Origin of the sequence: Microbacterium sp. TPD7012 (assembly GCF_003075395.1) — a bacterium.
Lineage (GTDB): Bacteria > Actinomycetota > Actinomycetes > Actinomycetales > Microbacteriaceae > Microbacterium.
In genome coordinates this window covers 1-16,934 of the sequence record NZ_QDFV01000013.1, presented here as the reverse complement: position 1 = coordinate 16,934, position 16,934 = coordinate 1, and the positions used below count along the sequence as shown (strand labels likewise).

At 69.0% G+C, this 16,934-nt stretch carries 15 protein-coding genes and 2 pseudogenes; 9 read left to right on the top strand and 8 right to left on the bottom strand.

The genetic code is table 11. The annotated features are described in order from the left end of the window. Window positions 1-209 (top strand): annotated as a pseudogene (locus tag DC434_RS19870) (hypothetical protein); the annotation flags it as partial. Between the two features lie 174 nt (window positions 210-383). Here the strand turns inward: DC434_RS19870 and DC434_RS19865 are convergent. The 6 genes and pseudogenes from DC434_RS19865 to tkt all read right to left on the bottom strand — a co-directional run. Further along, a pseudogene (locus DC434_RS19865) lies at window positions 384-749 on the bottom strand (6-phosphogluconolactonase); the annotation flags it as partial. Window positions 750-754: 5 nt separating this feature from the next. Continuing rightward, on the bottom strand, window positions 755-1,690 hold the full coding sequence (locus tag DC434_RS19860; RefSeq protein ID WP_116637051.1) for a glucose-6-phosphate dehydrogenase assembly protein OpcA: 936 nt from the start codon (window positions 1,688-1,690) through the stop codon (window positions 755-757). Continuing rightward, the gene (zwf, locus tag DC434_RS19855) at window positions 1,687-3,237 is read right to left on the bottom strand and encodes a glucose-6-phosphate dehydrogenase (RefSeq protein ID WP_116637050.1); all 1,551 of its coding nucleotides are present in this window, start codon (window positions 3,235-3,237) and stop codon (window positions 1,687-1,689) included. Before zwf ends, DC434_RS19860 begins: the two co-directional genes overlap by 4 nt. 22 nt (window positions 3,238-3,259) lie before the next feature. Continuing rightward, entirely contained in the window at window positions 3,260-4,867 is a 1,608-nt protein-coding gene (locus tag DC434_RS19850) for a glucose-6-phosphate isomerase (RefSeq protein ID WP_116637049.1), read from the bottom strand. Further along, window positions 4,864-5,976, bottom strand: a complete 1,113-nt coding sequence (tal, locus tag DC434_RS19845; protein ID WP_116637048.1) for a transaldolase — start codon at window positions 5,974-5,976, stop codon at window positions 4,864-4,866. Before tal ends, DC434_RS19850 begins: the two co-directional genes overlap by 4 nt. Beyond that, window positions 5,973-8,084 (bottom strand): transketolase, encoded by a 2,112-nt coding sequence (tkt, locus tag DC434_RS19840; protein WP_116637047.1) that lies wholly within the window; start codon window positions 8,082-8,084, stop codon window positions 5,973-5,975. Before tkt ends, tal begins: the two co-directional genes overlap by 4 nt. A gap of 263 nt (window positions 8,085-8,347) precedes the next feature. Between tkt and DC434_RS19835 the strand changes: the two genes are divergently transcribed. After that, window positions 8,348-9,253 (top strand): heme o synthase, encoded by a 906-nt coding sequence (locus tag DC434_RS19835; RefSeq protein ID WP_116637052.1) that lies wholly within the window; start codon window positions 8,348-8,350, stop codon window positions 9,251-9,253. A gap of 80 nt (window positions 9,254-9,333) precedes the next feature. On the opposite strand, the gene DC434_RS20400 is transcribed toward DC434_RS19835, so the two are convergent. Continuing rightward, complete coding sequence (locus tag DC434_RS20400) at window positions 9,334-9,837, bottom strand: hypothetical protein (protein WP_243409032.1); 504 nt, start codon at window positions 9,835-9,837, stop codon at window positions 9,334-9,336. 66 nt (window positions 9,838-9,903) lie between these two features. Then, window positions 9,904-11,049, bottom strand: a complete 1,146-nt coding sequence (locus tag DC434_RS19825) for a COX15/CtaA family protein (protein ID WP_116637046.1) — start codon at window positions 11,047-11,049, stop codon at window positions 9,904-9,906. Window positions 11,050-11,283: 234 nt separating this feature from the next. On the opposite strand from DC434_RS19825, the gene sufB reads away from it, so the two are divergent. The 7 genes from sufB to DC434_RS19790 form a co-directional block, all read left to right on the top strand. Further along, window positions 11,284-12,702, top strand: a complete 1,419-nt coding sequence (sufB, locus tag DC434_RS19820; RefSeq protein ID WP_116637045.1) for a Fe-S cluster assembly protein SufB — start codon at window positions 11,284-11,286, stop codon at window positions 12,700-12,702. Continuing rightward, window positions 12,703-13,908: a Fe-S cluster assembly protein SufD gene (sufD, locus tag DC434_RS19815; RefSeq protein ID WP_116637044.1), complete on the top strand. Its 1,206-nt coding sequence runs from the start codon at window positions 12,703-12,705 to the stop codon at window positions 13,906-13,908. Continuing rightward, the gene (locus DC434_RS19810; RefSeq protein WP_116637043.1) at window positions 13,905-14,231 is read left to right on the top strand and encodes a non-heme iron oxygenase ferredoxin subunit; all 327 of its coding nucleotides are present in this window, start codon (window positions 13,905-13,907) and stop codon (window positions 14,229-14,231) included. Before sufD ends, DC434_RS19810 begins: the two co-directional genes overlap by 4 nt. After that, window positions 14,232-15,002 carry a Fe-S cluster assembly ATPase SufC gene (sufC, locus tag DC434_RS19805; RefSeq protein ID WP_116637042.1) on the top strand — a complete coding sequence of 257 codons (771 nt, stop codon included), beginning with the start codon at window positions 14,232-14,234 and terminating at the stop codon, window positions 15,000-15,002. It begins immediately after the preceding gene. Between the two features lie 9 nt (window positions 15,003-15,011). Further along, window positions 15,012-15,341 (top strand): metal-sulfur cluster assembly factor, encoded by a 330-nt coding sequence (locus tag DC434_RS19800; RefSeq protein WP_116637041.1) that lies wholly within the window; start codon window positions 15,012-15,014, stop codon window positions 15,339-15,341. Window positions 15,342-15,343: 2 nt separating this feature from the next. After that, on the top strand, window positions 15,344-16,498 hold the full coding sequence (locus DC434_RS19795) for an aminotransferase class I/II-fold pyridoxal phosphate-dependent enzyme (RefSeq protein WP_116637040.1): 1,155 nt from the start codon (window positions 15,344-15,346) through the stop codon (window positions 16,496-16,498). Then, window positions 16,495-16,934: MFS transporter (locus DC434_RS19790; protein WP_116637039.1), on the top strand; the 440-nt coding region annotated here is incomplete at its 3' end. The genes DC434_RS19795 and DC434_RS19790, both read left to right, overlap by 4 nt.

The following is a 16,934-nucleotide window of genomic DNA, read 5'->3' as shown; positions in this document are numbered from 1 at the left end:
GCACCGGCGAACGCCTCGGCCAGAAGGTCTTCCTCCTCAGCGGCACCGTCGAGCAGCAGGGCACCGAGGTTCAGGTCGTGTACGAGGTCACCGCCGACTACATCAACCTCGCGTCGACCAGCACCGCCTCGCTCGAGGGCCAGTCGGTCGAGGTCACGATGGAGATCACCGAGTGGGACGTGAAGCAGGACATCGTCGCACCGGTCTGATCCGGAGCTGAGAACAGGCGGGCCGAGGCTGATGCCTCGGCCCGCCGTGTTTCTGGGCACGCGACGGTGCAGAGCAGCCGTCAGCCCTCGCTGTTGATCGCGGGGGGCGCGTCGACGATCTCGTGCGTGAAGCGTCGGATGGTCGTCGGCGCTCCGTCCTCGACGAGCGGACTCGTCGAGAGTGAGTCCGCTGTCGGGACCCGCCACCTCGTGCACGTTCTCCGGCGGCACCGGGATGTGATCGAGCAGCGCGTGGCGCGACTGCAGGGAGTTGCGGTCGGGGTCGTCACGCGGGACGAAGCGCTCGTCGCCCCACCAGAAGTGGACCAGCGACCAGTCGATCTCCGACGCACGCGCGTCTTCCGCAGCCGTGCGCAGCACCGCTCCGCCCATCGAACCGCCGGTCAGGGCGATGTGGGCGATCCGGCCGTTCCTCGTGCGCGCGCGGACGCGCGTGAGGAAACGGTCGGCGACCCGGGAGGCGACGGCGGCAGGCGTGGCCTCGACCACCACCCGCTTCTCTGCGGACGAAACCTGCATCGACTTCACTCTCCCGTCTCAGGCGGACCCAGCTTCTCCCAGCCCTCGGTGATCACTCGACCGTACAGGACATCCGGGTCGAGCCGTCGCAGCTCCTCCGCGAGGCACTCCCGCAGCGTTCGCCGCGGCAGGTGCAGATCATGGTTCGGCTGGTCGGGCTGCGTCAGCACCGCGACGCCCGGGGTCGGACGCTCGAGCAGGATGTCGCCCGACGCGCGGGTGAGGCGCACCGACTTGATGCCCTCCTGCCAGTGCTCGGGCTCCTCGTACGACCAGCGCACCGGAACCTCCAGCGCCATCTGCAGCCAGGCCGCGAGCAGCGCCGTGGACGGCGAGGCGGCCGCTCCGCGGACCTCGACATCCGTGATCGACTCGTACGGCGGCTGGTCGAGCACGGCCGCGAGCTGCTCGCGCCAGTGCGTCAGGCGCGTCCAGGCGAGGTCGGTGTCGCCGGGGGCATGCGTGCGGCCGAGCAGAGCGAGCCGGTCGCGCACGTCGGGCGCGGTGGCGGCATCCGTGATCCGGCGCTGCGCGATGCGGCCGAGGGGCGAGGTGGCGGGAGACTCGGGGGCCTCCTCCGGCCACCAGGCGACCACGGGGGCGTCGGGCAGGAGCAGTCCGGTGAGCAGGCTCTCCTCGTTGCTGGCGGCGTCTCCGAAGGCGCGGAGCACGACGACCTCACTGGCTCCGGCGTCGCCGCCGACGCGGATCTGCGCGTCGAGGCGGGACTCGCCCTCGCCGGTGGTGAGCACGATGACGCGCATCGGGTGCTCGCGGGAGGCGTCGTTGGCCGCGTCGATCGCCGCTTCGGCGACGCCGTTGCGGGCAGAGATGACCAGCGTGAGCACGCGTCCGAGGGCGACGGCTCCGCCGTCCTCGCGCACCTTGACGAGCTGCTTGGCGACCTGGCTGACGGTCGTGTCGGGAAGGTCGATGATCACGGGCGTCTCCAGACTCGTCCGTCGCGGGCCAGCAGGTCGTCGGCGGATGCCGGTCCCCACGAGCCTGGCGCGTACTGCTCGACCGGGCCGCCGACGGCCGCCCAGTACTTCTCCACCGGGTCGAGGATCTTCCAGGAGAGCTCGACCTCCTCGTGCCGCGGGAACAGCGGCGGGTCGCCCAGGAGGACGTCGAGGATCAGTCGCTCGTAGGCCTCGGGGCTGGCCTCGGTGAAGGCGTGTCCGTACCCGAAGTCCATCGTGACGTCGCGCACGTTCGATCCGCTGCCCGGCACCTTCGATCCGAAGCGGATCGTGACGCCCTCGTCGGGCTGCACGCGGATGACCAGAGCGTTCTGCCCCAGCTCCGACGCGTTGCCGCGTCCGAAGAGATGCTGCGGCGCCCGGTTGAACACCACGGCGATCTCGGTGACGCGACGACCGAGGCGCTTGCCGGTGCGCAGGTAGAACGGCACTCCGGACCAGCGGCGCGTGTCGATCTCGAGCTTGATCGCGGCGTAGGTCTCGGTCGTCGACTCGGGGTTCATCCCGTCCTCGTCGAGGAAGCCGGTGACCTGCTCGCCGCCCTGCCACCCGCCCGCGTACTGCCCGCGTGCGGTCGCCTGGGAGAGATCCTCCGGCACGTGGACGGCGGCCAGGACCTTCTCCTTCTCGGCGCGCAGGTGCTCGGCCGAGAGACTGATCGGCTCTTCCATCGCGGTGAGGGCCAGCAGCTGGAGCAGGTGGTTCTGGATCACATCGCGCGCCGCGCCGATGCCGTCGTAGTAGCCCGCGCGACCGCCGACGCCGATGTCCTCGGCCATCGTGATCTGCACGTGGTCGACGTAGTTGCGGTTCCAGATCGGCTCGTACAGCTCGTTGGCGAAGCGCAGCGCCAGGATGTTCTGCACCGTCTCCTTGCCGAGGTAGTGGTCGATGCGGAAGATCGAGTCGGCCGGGAACGCCACCTCGAGTGCGGCGTTGAGGGCGCGCGCGGACTCGAGGTCGTGTCCGAACGGCTTCTCGATGACGACGCGGCGCCAGTTCTCGTCGTCGTCGGCGTCCTCTCCGACGAGCCCGGACTCCTTCAGCTGCTTCGCGACCAGCGGGAAGTCCTTCGGCGGGATCGACAGGTAGTAGGCATGGTTGCCCATCGTGCCGCGTTCCACGTCGAGCTTCTCGACCGTCTCTCGGAGCTTGCGGAAGGAGTCGGGGTTGTCGAACTCGCCGGAGACGAAGCGGATGCCCTGCAGCAGCTGGGTCCAGGTCTCCTCGCGGAACGGCGTGCGCGCATGCTGCTTGACGGCGTCGTAGACGACCTGGGCGAAGTCCTGGTCCTCCCAGTCGCGCCGGGCGAAGCCCACGAGGGCGAAGCCGGGAGGCAGGAGGCCGCGGTTGGCGAGGTCGTACACGGCGGGCATCAGCTTCTTGCGTGACAGATCGCCGGTGACCCCGAAGATCACGAGGGCGCTGGGCCCCGCGATCCGGTTGAGGCGACGATCATCGGGGTCACGCAGCGGGTTGTGCCCGCGCGAGATGGGAACAGACATCGGTGGGGGATTCTCCTGCTGTCTACTTCTGTGCGGCTTCGAAGAGGGTGAGCACGTCGTCCGAGGACTCGGTGATCGTCAGCGAGACGACGGGACGCCCGTGCTCCGCGAGCACGCCCGCGTCGCCGGCGGCCTGCGCCTGGATGAGCTGACCGAACGTGAACGGACGGTCAGGGATCTCGAGATCGACCTCGGTGCGCTCGAGGATCTGGAGGAACACGCCCTGGGCCGGTCCGCCCTTGTGGTACTGGCCGGTCGAGTGCAGGAAGCGGGGTCCCCAGCCGAACGTGGTCGGACGGCCGGAGTCGGCCGCGACGAGCTCGCGGAGGCCCTGGAGCTGCGGGACCTCGAGCCGGTTGACGTATGCCTGGATCGACACGTATCCGTCGGCGGGGAGCTGCGCCCAGAGCGCGTCGAGCACGCCCTCGACCGTCCCGGACGCGGCGAGAGCCGGGTCGGACACGCGCACCTCGACGCCGTTCTCGATGAACGCCGGTGTCGTGGGCTCCGGACGCGCGTCGAGCAGACCGCGCGCGGCGATCTTGGCGGATTCGACGTCGGGCTGGTCGAACGGGTTGATCCGCAGCAGGTGACCGGCGATCGCCGTGGCGTACTCCCAGACGATGAGCTGCGCGCCGAGCGTTCCGCTGACGAGGATCTCGCCGGGGTGACGCTCGTGCAGGTGGAACTCGTTGGCGTCGTCGACCAGACGAACGATCTGCAGGTCGGCGGGCTTCGAGTCGAGCTCGGGGGAGACGGGGAGGAGGACGACCGGGAGGATGCCGGTGCCGTCCTTGCCGGTGGACTCCGCGATCAGCTGCTCGATCCAGTCGGGCAGGCCGTTGATGTGGGTTCCGTCGGTGATCAGGCCGAGCTTGTCGCGGCGGGGGCTGGTCGCTGCGATCGCCGCGCCGAGGCGGAGCGCGGGGTTCTCCGCCGAGTCCACGGCGACCTCGAGAAGCGAGGCCTCGGCCTCGTTCAGCAGCTCGTCGATGTCGACGCCGGCGAGGCCCGCCGGCACGAGGCCGAAGGCGGTGAGAGCGGAGTAGCGTCCGCCCACGTTCGGGTCGGCGTTGAAGACGCGGTAGCCGGCTTCTCGCGCCGAGGCGTCGAGCGGCGAGCCCGGGTCGGTCACGACGACGATGCGCTCGGTCGGGTCGATGCCCAGATCGCGGAAAGCCGCCTCGAACGTGCGGCGCTGCGAGTCGGTCTCGACCGTGGAGCCCGACTTCGACGAGACGACGAGCGCGGTGTCGGCGAGGCCCTCGTCGAGGGCGGCGAGCACCTGGCCGGGTGCGGTCGAGTCGAGGATCGTCAGCGGCACGCCGGCCGTCTGCGCGATGACCTCGGGGGCGAGCGACGATCCGCCCATGCCGGCGAGCACGACGCGCGTGACGCCCTTGGCGTGCAGCTCGGAGCGGAGGGCCGTGATCTCGGCGACCAGCGGGCGGGAGATCGAGACGGCCTCGACCCAGCCGAGCCGGATCGCCGCCTCGGCCTCGGCCGCGGCGCCCCAGAGCGTCGGGTCGCCGTTGGTGATGCGCGACGCGACGAGGTCGTGGACGAGTCCGGGGACCGTCTCGTCGATCGCGGCGCGTGCCGCACCCGACGTGTGGATCGAGAACGTCATCGCTGGGCCTCCAGGCCCTCGGCGACCTGGCTGAGCAGGTCGTGCCACGAGTCGATGAACTTCGCGACGCCCTCGTCCTCGAGCACCTGGGTGACGTCGTCGAAGTCGATGCCGACCTCGGCGAGCCCGGCGAAGACGGCGCGGGCGTCGTCGTAGCCGCCCGTGATCGTGTCGCCCGTGACGACGCCGTGGTCGAACGTGGCCTCGAGGGTCTTCTCGGGCATGGTGTTCACGACACCCGGCGCGACGAGCTCGGTCACGTAGAGCGTGTCGGGGAGCGCGGGATCCTTGACGCCGGTCGACGCCCAGAGCGGTCGCTGCGCGTTGGCACCCGCGTCGAGGAGCGCCTTGGCACGGTCGCCGGCGAACGTCTGCTCGAAGAGCTCGTAGGCGAGGCGCGCGTTGGCCAGGCCCGCCTTGCTCTTGAGAGCCTCGGCGGCGTCGGTTCCGATCGCGGAGAGACGCTTGTCGGTCTCGGTGTCGACGCGCGAGACGAAGAACGAGGCGACCGAGTGGATCGTCGAGAGGTCGATGCCGGCGGCCTTGGCCGTCTCGAGACCGGTGAGGTACGCGTCGATGACCGCCGCGTAACGCTCGAGGCTGAAGATCAGGGTGACGTTCACGCTGATCCCGGCCCCGATCGCCTCGGCGATGGCGGGAAGCCCGGCCTTCGTCGCCGGGATCTTGACGAGCAGGTTCGGCCGATCGATCTTGGCCCACAGCTCCTTGGCCTGCGCCACGGTCCCGGCCGTGTCGTGGGCGAGGTCGGGGGAGACCTCGATCGACACGCGTCCGTCGACGTGGTCCGACTTCTCCCAGACGGGACGGAACACGTCGAGCGCGGCGGCGACATCCTGCGTGGTCGCCGCGAAGACGGCCTCTTCCGCGGTGGCACCGGACGCGGCCAGCTCGGTGACCTGCGCGTCGTACGAGGTGTTGTTCTTGTCGGTGATCGCGTTGGCGAAGATCGTCGGGTTCGTGGTGACACCGACGACGTTGCGGGACTCGATCAGCTCGGCGAGGTTGCCGGAGGAGATGCGGGTGCGAGACAGGTCGTCGAGCCAGATGCTGACACCTGCGGCGGCGAGCTCTGCGGTGGGGGTGCTCATGCGTTCTCCTTGGTGCTGTTTGCGGCGATGGTCTCGCGTGCGGCCGAGATGACGGCCTCGGTGGTGATGCCGAACTTCTCGAACAGGGTCTTGTAGTCGGCGGAGGCGCCGAAGTGGTCGATGCCGACAGAGCGTCCGCGGTCGCCGACGATCCCGCGCCAGCTGAGCACGGAGCCCGCCTCGACCGAGACGCGGGCGGTGACGGAGGCCGGGAGCACGCTCTCGCGGTACGCCTCGTCCTGCTCGTCGAACCACTCCAGCGACGGAGCGGAGACCACGCGCACGTTGACGCCCTCAGCGGCGAGGGCCTCGCGGGCGTTGACGGCCAGCTGCACCTCGGATCCGGTGGCGATGATGATGACGTCAGGGGTGCCGTTCGGCGCCTCGGCCAGCACGTACGCGCCCTTGACGGCGTTCTCGGCCGACGCGAACTGGTCACCGGATGCCGCGCCGTTCCCGCGCTCGAACACCGGGATGTTCTGGCGGGTCAGGGCGATGCCCGTCGGACCCTCGTGACGGCGGAGGATCTCGAGCCAGGTGACCGAGGTCTCGTTGGCGTCGGCGGGGCGCACGACCGCGAAGTTCGGGATCGCGCGGAGCGTCGCGAGCTGCTCGACCGGCTGGTGGGTCGGGCCGTCCTCACCGAGGGCGACGGAGTCGTGGGTCCAGACGAAGATGCTCGGGACGTTCATCAGGGCGGCCAGACGCACCGACGGGCGCATGTAGTCGCTGAAGATGAGGAAGGTGCCGCCGAACGCACGGGTCGGACCGTGCAGCACGATGCCGTTGACGATCGCGCCCATGGCGTGCTCGCGGATGCCGAAGTGCAGCACGCGGCCGTAGGGGTTGCCGGACCATTCATGGGTGGACCACTCGGCGGGGATGAAGGACGGCGCATCCTTGATGGTGGTGAGGTTCGACTCGGCGAGGTCGGCGGAACCGCCCCACAGTTCGGGGAGCTCGGCGGCGAGGGCGTTGATCACCTGGCCGGATGCGGCGCGCGTCGAGACCTCCTTGCCGCCTTCGAACACCGGGAGGGCCTCGCCGATGCCGGCGGGCAGCTCCCGCGCCTCGAGCCGGTCGAGCAGGGCCTTCTTCTCGGGGTTCGCTGCGGCCCAGGCGTCGAACGACCTCTGCCAGTCGGCGCGCGCCTCGGCGGCGCGGCCGGCCAGACCGCGCGTGTGCGCGATCACGTCGTCGGCGACGACGAAGTTCTGCTCGGGGTCGAAGCCGAGGACCTTCTTCGTCGCGGCGAGCTCGTCGGCGCCCAGGGCGGAGCCGTGGATCTTGCCGGAGTTCTGCTTGCCGGGCGACGGCCAGCCGATGATCGTCTTGAGGATGATGAGCGAGGGCTTCGCGGTCTCGCCCTTCGCGGCCTCGATCGCGGCGTAGAGCTCGGCGACGTCTTCGACGTACTCGCCGGACTTCTTCCAGTCGACGACCTGCACCTGCCAGCCGTAGGCCTCGTAGCGCTTCGCGACGTCCTCGGTGAAGGCGACGTTGGTGTCGTCCTCGATCGAGATCTGGTTGGAGTCGTAGATCGCGATGAGGTTGCCGAGCTGCTGGTGGCCGGCGAGCGAGGAGGCCTCGCTGGTGACGCCCTCCTGCAGGTCGCCGTCGCCGGCGATCACGTACACGAAGTGGTCGAACGGGCTCGTGCCGGCCGCGGCATCCGGGTCGAAGAGGCCGCGCTCGTAGCGGGCGGCGTAGGCGAAGCCCACGGCGGAGGCGAGTCCCTGGCCGAGCGGGCCGGTGGTGATCTCGACGCCCTTGGTGTGGCCGTACTCCGGGTGGCCCGGCGTGAGCGAGCCCCAGGTGCGGAGCGCCTTCAGGTCGTCGAGCTCGAGCCCGAAGCCGCCGAGGTAGAGCTCGACGTACTGCGTGAGAGACGAGTGACCCGCCGAGAGGATGAACCGGTCGCGACCGAGCCAGTCGACATCGGTCGGGTCGTGACGGAGCACGCGCTGGTAGAGGAGGTACGCCGCGGGAGCGAGGCTCATCGCGGTGCCGGGGTGACCGTTGCCGACCTTCTCGACGGCGTCCGCCGCCAGGATCCGCGCGGTGTCCACCGCGCGCCGATCGATCTCATCCCACTGCAATTCCGACACGGTGAAGCCCTTCTCCGACAGTTCGAGAGCGCCCGGGAAGCAGAATCGCGGTCCGCATCGTTACGGAAGAGGTGGATGAAGCGCCGGGCGCGCGAGTCTTTTCAGCATAGCCCCGTGGGTCGCCCCGTTACCCCCTTTTACGACGCTTCACATGGGGCGGAGAGCGGGTGTGAGAACGGCCGCGGGCGAGGCGCGCGGCCGGTGTGCCATAGACTGGAAGGGCTGTCGTGACGCGTGCGGAGGAGGCGATCGAGATCTCGACGATGTCTGATCAGACCGTTGTGAGGAAATCCATCGGTCGCACCGTGAAGGCGTACGTCGCCCTCACCAAACCGCGCGTCCTCGAGCTGCTGCTGGTGTCCACCGTTCCGGTGATGTTCCTCGCTCAGGGCGGACTCCCGAACATGTGGCTCGTGCTCGCCACCGTCATCGGCGGGTCCCTGAGCGCCGGCTCCGCCGCCGCGTTCAACATGTACCTCGATCGGGACATCGACGCGCACATGCACCGCACCGAGAACCGGCCGCTCGTGACGGGCGAGGTCAGCCCGCGCGGGGCGCTGATCTTCTCGTGGACGCTCGCCGTGACGTCGACGGTCTGGCTGTGGCTCACCACGAACTGGCTCGCCGCGACCCTGTCGGCGGTCGCCATCTTCTTCTACGTCGTGATCTACACGATGATCCTCAAGCGCCGCACCGAGCAGAACATCATCTGGGGCGGCATCGCCGGATGCTTCCCGGTGCTCATCGGCTGGTCCGCCGTGACCGGTTCGCTCGACTGGCCGGCCTTCATCCTCTTCCTGCTCGTCTTCCTCTGGACGCCGCCGCACTACTGGCCGCTGTCGATGAAGTACAAGGGCGACTACGAGGACGTCGACGTGCCGATGCTCGGCGTGACGCGCAACGCCTCGCAGGTCGGACTCCAGGTCATCCTGTACGCCTGGGCGACCGTGGCGTGCTCGCTGCTGCTCGTCCCGATCGCGGACATGGGGCTGGTCTACACCGTGTCGGCGCTCGTGTTCGGCGGATGGTTCATCTACGAGTCGCACCGCCTGTACAACCGGGCCGTCCACGGCACCGAGGCTCGACCGATGCGCGTGTTCCACGCGTCGATCACGTACCTGACCCTGATCTTCGTCGCCGTCGCGCTCGACCCGCTGCTGCCTTTCTGACCCGGCGTCCCGGCTGAGGCCGCTCCCGCAGACGACGGAGCGGCGCCGATCGCTCGACGCCGCTCCGGTCCTGCGCTCGATCAGCGCGTGACGGCGGGCGCCGTCTCCTCGGCGTCCGTCTCGGTGTCGGAGGGGTCGGTGGCGGAGGGGTCGGTGTCGACAGACACGGCGTCCGCGTCGGCCGTGGCGGTGGCGGTGTCGACGGGCTCCGCGTCGTGAGAGGCTCCGACCGAGCCCTCGACGGTCGTGGACGTCGTCTCGATCGGGGCGTCCTTCTCGGTGGGTTCCGCCGTCCAGTCGATCGCCTCGACGACCGCAGGGGCGGGAGCCGGAACGAGCGACCGCGCGGCGACGAGTCCCAGGCTGAGCAGGATCCCGACGATCCCGGCGGCGAGCACACCGGCGCCCACGACGACGAGGGACTGCCCGACGTAGACCTCGACGCCCGTGGCGGTGCCGGCGAGCAGCGTGGTCGTCATCGTGCCGATCTGGCCGGCGATGAGCCAGCCGCCGACTGCCGTCGCGGCGAGGGACACGACCAGGAGCAGCCAGAATCCGATGCTTCGTGTGAGTGAGGTGTTCATGCGGGCCACGATTCCCGATGCGCTGATGAGACGCCGATGCGGGTCCTATGGATCGCCTGTGCGGGGTCAGTCCTCCGCGGCGACCGGTCGCTTCAGATGCAGCACGACGACCGTGTATGCGGCGGCCGACAGGGAGGCGAGCACCATGTGGATGCCGACCAGCAGGGGAGGGAGGCCTTCGCGAGCCTGCAGGACGCCGACGCCGACCTGCACGGCGATCGCGATGACGAGCACGAGCAGCCAGCGTCGCGGCTCCAGGCGGAGCGACCACGCAGCGATCGTCAGCACGAGGACGAGCCCGGCCAGGATGTAGCCAGGCCACGAGTGCACGTGCGCGAGCACCGTCGCGTCGAAGCCGTGCCGGAAGACATCGGCGTCGCCGGAGTGGGGCCCCGAACCGGTGGTCAGCACCCCGAAGACGATCGTCACGGCCAGCACGAGGCCGGTGACGTGGCTGAGGATCGCGAACCACGTCGGCACGGCGCGCTCGCGCGGCCCGGGAGCGGCGTACAGACGCACGAGGAAGGCGGCCGTGACGCACACGAGCAGGAGCGACGACGTGTAGTGGAAGCCGACGATGAACGGGTTCAGGCCCGTGAGCACCGTGATGCCGCCGACCAGGGCCTGTGCGACGACCCCCGCGAGAACGATCCATGCCAAGGCAACGAGGTCGCGTCGCGCAGGCGTCGTGCGCACGGAGTAGACCGCGGCAGCGATGACGGCAATCAGAAGAACGCCTATCGCCAGCGGGGATGCGAGCTTGAGGAAGATCGCGGCCGCGAGATACCCGAGGAGGATGGATGCGACGATATTCACAACGATTGCGCCGATGATACCGGCGAGTGCGAACCAAAGCGCTCGGACGAGGTGACGCCTCCCTCCGAGCGTCGAGACCACCAGCAGGACGACAGCCAGGGCGATGATCCCGACCACGCCGGTCATCATCCGGTTGCCGAACTCGATGATCCCGTGGATCCCCTGCTCCGGAGTCGGCACGAGCGACTCCGGGGTGCACAGCGGCCACTCCGAGCATCCGAGACCCGACCCGGTGAGGCGCACGGCGCCGCCGGTGCCGATGATGATGGTCTCGGTCACGAAGGACAGCCAGGCCAGGATCCGAAGCGCACGCCCCCAGACGGCGGGTCGCGTGCCTGTCGCGCCCGGACCGTCGCCGGTCTTCGCGATGGCGGCGGGGATCTTCGTGTCGGGCATGGGTCCTCCGGACCGGGCTGACTCGGCGGGCACGGCCCGGTTGTCAGGCGAAACCTGTAGAATCGGATTGTTGCGATGAGCGCTGACAGCGCTGAAGCATCGACAACAGTTTAGGCGCGAAGAATGCGCCGGTGATGAGGGCCCAACCAACGGCACACACTCCCGCAGACTCGACGGGGATCACGTGTGCCGGGGCGGATGACACCGTTTCGGGACCTGTGAGGAGAGTATGAGATGTCGGATGTGCTGATCGACCGCCCAGAGCTGGACAGCCTGGGGGTGTACGAGTTCGGCTGGCACGATGAGGATGCCGCCGGAGCCATTGCGAAACGCGGGATCTCCGAAGAGGTGGTCCGCGGCATCTCGGGACTCAAGCACGAGCCCGAATGGATGCTGAAGACCCGTCTCAAGGGATACCAGCTCTTCGGCAAGAAGCCGATGCCGACCTGGGGTGCAGACCTCAGCGAGATCGACTTCGACAACATCAAGTACTTCGTGCGCTCGACCGAGAAGCAGGCGCAGTCCTGGGAAGACCTCCCGGCTGAGATCCGCGAGACCTACGAGCGCCTCGGCATCCCCGAGGCCGAGCGTCAGCGCCTCGTCGCGGGCGTCGCCGCGCAGTACGAGTCCGAGGTCGTCTACCACCAGATCCGCGAGGACCTGGAGGAGCAGGGCGTCATCTTCATGGACACCGACACGGCCCTCCGTGAGCACCCCGAGTTCTTCGAGGAGTATTTCGGAACCGTCATCCCGGCCGGCGACAACAAGTTCGCCGCGCTGAACACCGCCGTCTGGTCGGGAGGCTCGTTCGTCTACGTCCCCAAGGGCGTGCACGTCGAGATCCCGCTGCAGGCCTACTTCCGGATCAACACCGAGAACATGGGCCAGTTCGAGCGGACCCTGATCATCGCCGACGAGGACAGCTACGTCCACTACATCGAGGGCTGCACCGCCCCGATCTACAAGTCGGACTCGCTGCACTCGGCCGTGGTCGAGATCATCGTGAAGAAGAACGCCCGCGTGCGTTACACGACGATCCAGAACTGGTCGAACAACGTCTACAACCTCGTCACCAAGCGTGCCGTCGCCCACGAGGGCGCGACCATGGAGTGGGTCGACGGCAACATCGGCTCCAAGGTGACGATGAAGTACCCGTCGATCTACCTGATGGGCGAGCACGCCAAGGGCGAGACGCTCTCCGTCGCCTTCGCCGGCCCCGGCCAGCACCAGGACGCCGGCGCGAAGATGATCCACATGGCTCCGTACACGCAGTCGTCGATCGTCTCGAAGTCGATCGCCCGCGGCGGCGGACGCGCCGGATACCGCGGCGAGGTCCGCGTGGATGCCAACGCGCATCACTCCGCGAACACGGTGCGCTGCGACGCGCTCCTGGTCGACACGAAGTCCCGCTCGGACACCTACCCGGCGATCGACATCCGCGTCGACGACGTGCAGCTCGGCCACGAGGCCACGGTCTCGAAGGTCAGCGAGGAGCAGCTGTTCTACCTGCAGTCCCGAGGCATGCCCGAGGACGAGGCGATGGCGATGATCGTGCGCGGCTTCATCGAGCCGATCGCGCGCGAACTGCCGATGGAGTACGCGATGGAGTTGAACAAGCTCATCGAGATGGGCATGGAAGGCAGTGTCGGCTAGATGACGGCTCAGGCTACGGCGTCCGCAGGGACGCAGGATACGAACGCGCACATCGACCCGGCAGCGCAGGTCGCCGCCGCGGGCTTCGTCCCGGTGCAGACCCGCTCCGAGCGGCCGCACTCCTTCGAGCCCGCCGACTTCGGCGCGCCGACGGGGCGCGAGGTCAACTGGAAGCACACGCCCGTCGCGAAGCTGGCGCCGCTGTTCGCGGTGGCGTCGCCGAACGACGGCGTCCGCTACGACTTCAGCGCGGGGGAGCAGTACGTCTCGACCCCGCTCGCGGCCGGTGACGCTCCGCGCGGCGAGGTCTTCCTCGCCGAGGACGTGACGGCGGCGGTCGCCTGGCAGGGTGCCGCCGAGGCGCTCCACGTGCGGATCCCGCGCGAGGAAGAGGTGGCGGAGCCCGTCTTCATCTCGATCGCGGGTCTCGGCGCCGATCGCCGTGCCGATGCGCACATCGTCATCGAGGCTCTCGAGCACAGCTCGGCGACCGTCGTGCTCCAGCACTCCGGCTCGGCGCAGTACGCGCAGAACGTCGAGATCATCGTCCGTGACGGCGCGAAGCTCACGGTCATCAGCCTGCAGCAGTGGCAGGACGACGCCGTGCACGCGTCCGCCCACCAGGCGCGCGTCGGAGCGGATGCGACTCTCAAGCACTTCGTCGTCAGCTTCGGCGGCGGCGTTGTCCGGGTCAATCCGAACGTCGAGCTCGCCGGTGCCGGCTCCGAGGGGTACCTCTACGGCCTCTCCTACGCGGATGCCGGACAGCACCTCGAGAGCCAGGTGTACCTGCACCACAAGGGACCGCACACCAAGGGCGACGTGCTCTACAAGGGCGCCCTCCAGGGTGCCGGAGCGCACAGCGTCTGGATCGGCGACGTGCTGATCGGCGCCGATGCCAACGGCACCGACTCCTACGAGGCGAACCGCAACCTGGTGCTCACCGAGGGTGCACGCGCCGACTCGATCCCGAACCTCGAGATCGAGACCGGCGACATCCTCGGCGCCGGACACGCGAGTGCCACCGGTCGCTTCGACGACGAGCAGCTGTTCTACCTGCAGGCGCGCGGCATCTCCGAGGAGGAGGCGCGCCGACTGGTCGTGCTCGGCTTCCTGACCGACATCGTGCAGCGCCTCGGCATCCCGACTCTGGAGACCGAGCTGCTCGATGCGATCGAGGTCGAGCTCGCGGCGGTCGACGCATGACCGCCGAGCGCGTGTGCGGCGTCGCCGACCTCGAGCAGGACACGCCGCTGCGCGTCGATCCCGCCGGCGTGCCGATCACGGTGATCAAGGACGGCGACGGCGTCATCCACGCCATCGGCGACGTCTGCACCCATGGCGACATCTCGCTCTCCGAGGGCTTCGTCGAAGGTGACACGGTGGAGTGCTGGGCCCATGGCTCCGCCTTCTCGCTGCTCACCGGCAAGCCCCAGAACCTCCCCGCTTATGAGCCCGTCCCGGTCTACGTCGTCGAGATCGACGGCGACGACGTGCTCATCGACCCGACCGTGACGAAGGAAGTCTGAATGTCTGTTCTCGAGATCCGCGACCTGTTTGTGACGGTCGAGACCGAGTCGGGGACCACCCCGATCCTCAACGGAATCACCCTCACCATGAACACCGGTGAGACGCACGCGATCATGGGCCCCAACGGCTCGGGCAAGTCGACGCTCGCCTACACGATCGCCGGGCACCCCAAGTACACCGTGACCTCCGGTTCCATCACCTTCGACGGTGAGGACGTGCTCGCGATGAGCGTCGACGAGCGCGCCCGTGCGGGTCTGTTCCTCGCGATGCAGTACCCGGTGGAGATCCCCGGCGTCACCGTGACGAACTTCCTGCGTACGGCCAAGACGGCTCTCGACGGCGAGGCGCCGGCGATCCGCGGCTGGACCAAGGACGTCAAGGCGGCCATGTCCAACCTGCGCATGGACCCGAAGTTCGCGCAGCGCAACGTCAACGAGGGGTTCTCGGGCGGCGAGAAGAAGCGCCACGAGATCCTGCAGCTCGAGGTGCTCAAGCCGAAGTTCGCGATCCTCGACGAGACCGACTCCGGCCTCGACGTCGACGCGCTGAAGATCGTCTCCGAGGGTGTCAACCGCGCCAAGGAGAACACCGGCCTCGGTGTGCTGCTCATCACGCACTACACCCGCATCCTCCGCTACATCCGTCCGGACTACGTGCACGTCGTCGTCGCCGGGAAGATCGTCGAAGAGGGCGGACCCGAGCTCGCCGACCGGCTCGAGGACGAGGGATACGACCGTTTCCTCGACCCCGCCGCCCCCATCGAGGCGTAGGCTGGCCGCATGACCGCGACGCTCACCGACCAGAAGTACGACGAGGTCACCGAGGCCCTGAAAGACGTCATGGATCCCGAGCTCGGGATCAACGTCGTCGACCTCGGTCTGATCTACGACCTCGCCTGGGATGACGAGAACGACGCTCTCGTCATCCACATGACGCTCACGAGCGCGGGCTGCCCCCTGACCGACGTCCTCGAGGAGCAGACCGCCGAGGCGCTGGACAACGTCGTGGATCGCTTCCGCATCAACTGGGTGTGGATGCCGCCGTGGGGCCCGGAGAAGATCACCGATGACGGTCGCGACATGATGCGCGCCCTCGGCTTCGCGATCTAGGAATGCTCCGGGTCACGGCCCTGCCCCTGGCAGAGCTCCGCGAGCGCAGCAGTGAGAAGTGGCGGGAGTACCCCGCCGACGTCCTGCCGCTGTTCGTCGCGGAGACCGACTTCCCGCTGGCACCCGCCATCACGGCGGCGCTGCAGCGCGCCGTCGAGATCGGCGACACCGGGTATGTGGCCTCGCGGACGCCGCTCGCCGAGTCGTTCGCCGCGTTCGCCGGGCGTCGCTACGGGTGGGAACCCGACCCTGCCCGCATGCGGAGCACGGCTGATGTGAGCATGGGGATCGTGGAGATCCTCCGCCGCGTCACACAGCCCGGCGACCGTGTCGTCGTCACACCTCCGGTCTATCCGCCGTTCTACGAGCTCGTCGCCGAGGCCGGTGCGGAGGTCATCCGCGTTCCGCTGCGGGACACCGGGACGACGTGGGAGCTCGACCTCGACGGCATCCGCGCTGCCTTCGAAGACGGTGCGACGGCGATCCTGCTCTGCAACCCGCACAACCCGACCGGCACGGTGCACGACCGCGACGCGCTGACCGCTCTCGCCGAGATCGCGGAGGAGTTCGGTGCCGTGGTCGTCTCCGACGAGATCCACGGTCCGCTGGCGCAGCCGGGGACGGGGTTCACGCCGTTCCTGACGGCGGGTGACGCGGCACAGCGCGTCGGCTATGCGGTCGTGAGTGCGAGCAAGGCGTTCAATCTCGCCGGGCTCAAGTGCGCCCTGATGGTCACCGCCGACGATGCGACGACCTCTGTCGTGCGCAGCCTCCCGGTCGAGGTCGAGTGGCGCACGGGGCAGTTCGGCCTCCTCGCCGCGGTGGCCGCGTTCTCCGAGGAGAGCGACGAATGGATCGACGGGCTCCTGCGCACGCTCGACGAGAACCGCGTGCTCCTGGAGGATCTCCTCGCTGCGCGTCTGCCCGGCGCGCGCTACCGCATCCCCGACGCCGGATACCTCGCCTGGATCGACCTGTCGGCGCTGGAGTGGGGCGAGAACCCCGCGCGACGCATCCTGAAGGACGCCAGGGTCGCACTGCACTTCGGCCCGGCCTTCGGCGCGGAGGGCGCCGGCCACGTGCGCCTGAACTTCGGAACCAGTCCCGAGATCATCACCGAGGCCATCGAGCGCATCTCGGCGCTCGTCGGTCGATGACGCCGGAGGGGACCGCCGCATCGATCTGGGATCGCGATCGCATCTGGGTCACACTCGGAGCGGTCGCCCTGATCTTCCTCGCGGCGATCGAGGCCCTCGCAGTCACGACCGTCATGCCCGTGGTCAGCGAAGCGCTCGACGGACAATCGCTCTACGCTGTCGCGTTCGCCGGCACCCTGGCGACGAGCGTGATCGGCATGGTCGCGGCCGGAGCCTGGTCCGACGCGCGCGGGCCGCGCGGCGCCCTCTACGTCGCTGTGACGCTTTTCGTCGTCGGCCTCCTCATCTCGGGCCTCGCGACGACCATGCACCAGTTCCTCGTCGGCAGGCTCGTGCAGGGACTCGGAACAGGCGGTCAGACCGTCGCGCTCTACGTCGTGGTGGCCCGGCTGTACCCCGCGCATCTGCACGGCCGCATCTTCGCGGCCGTTCGCRG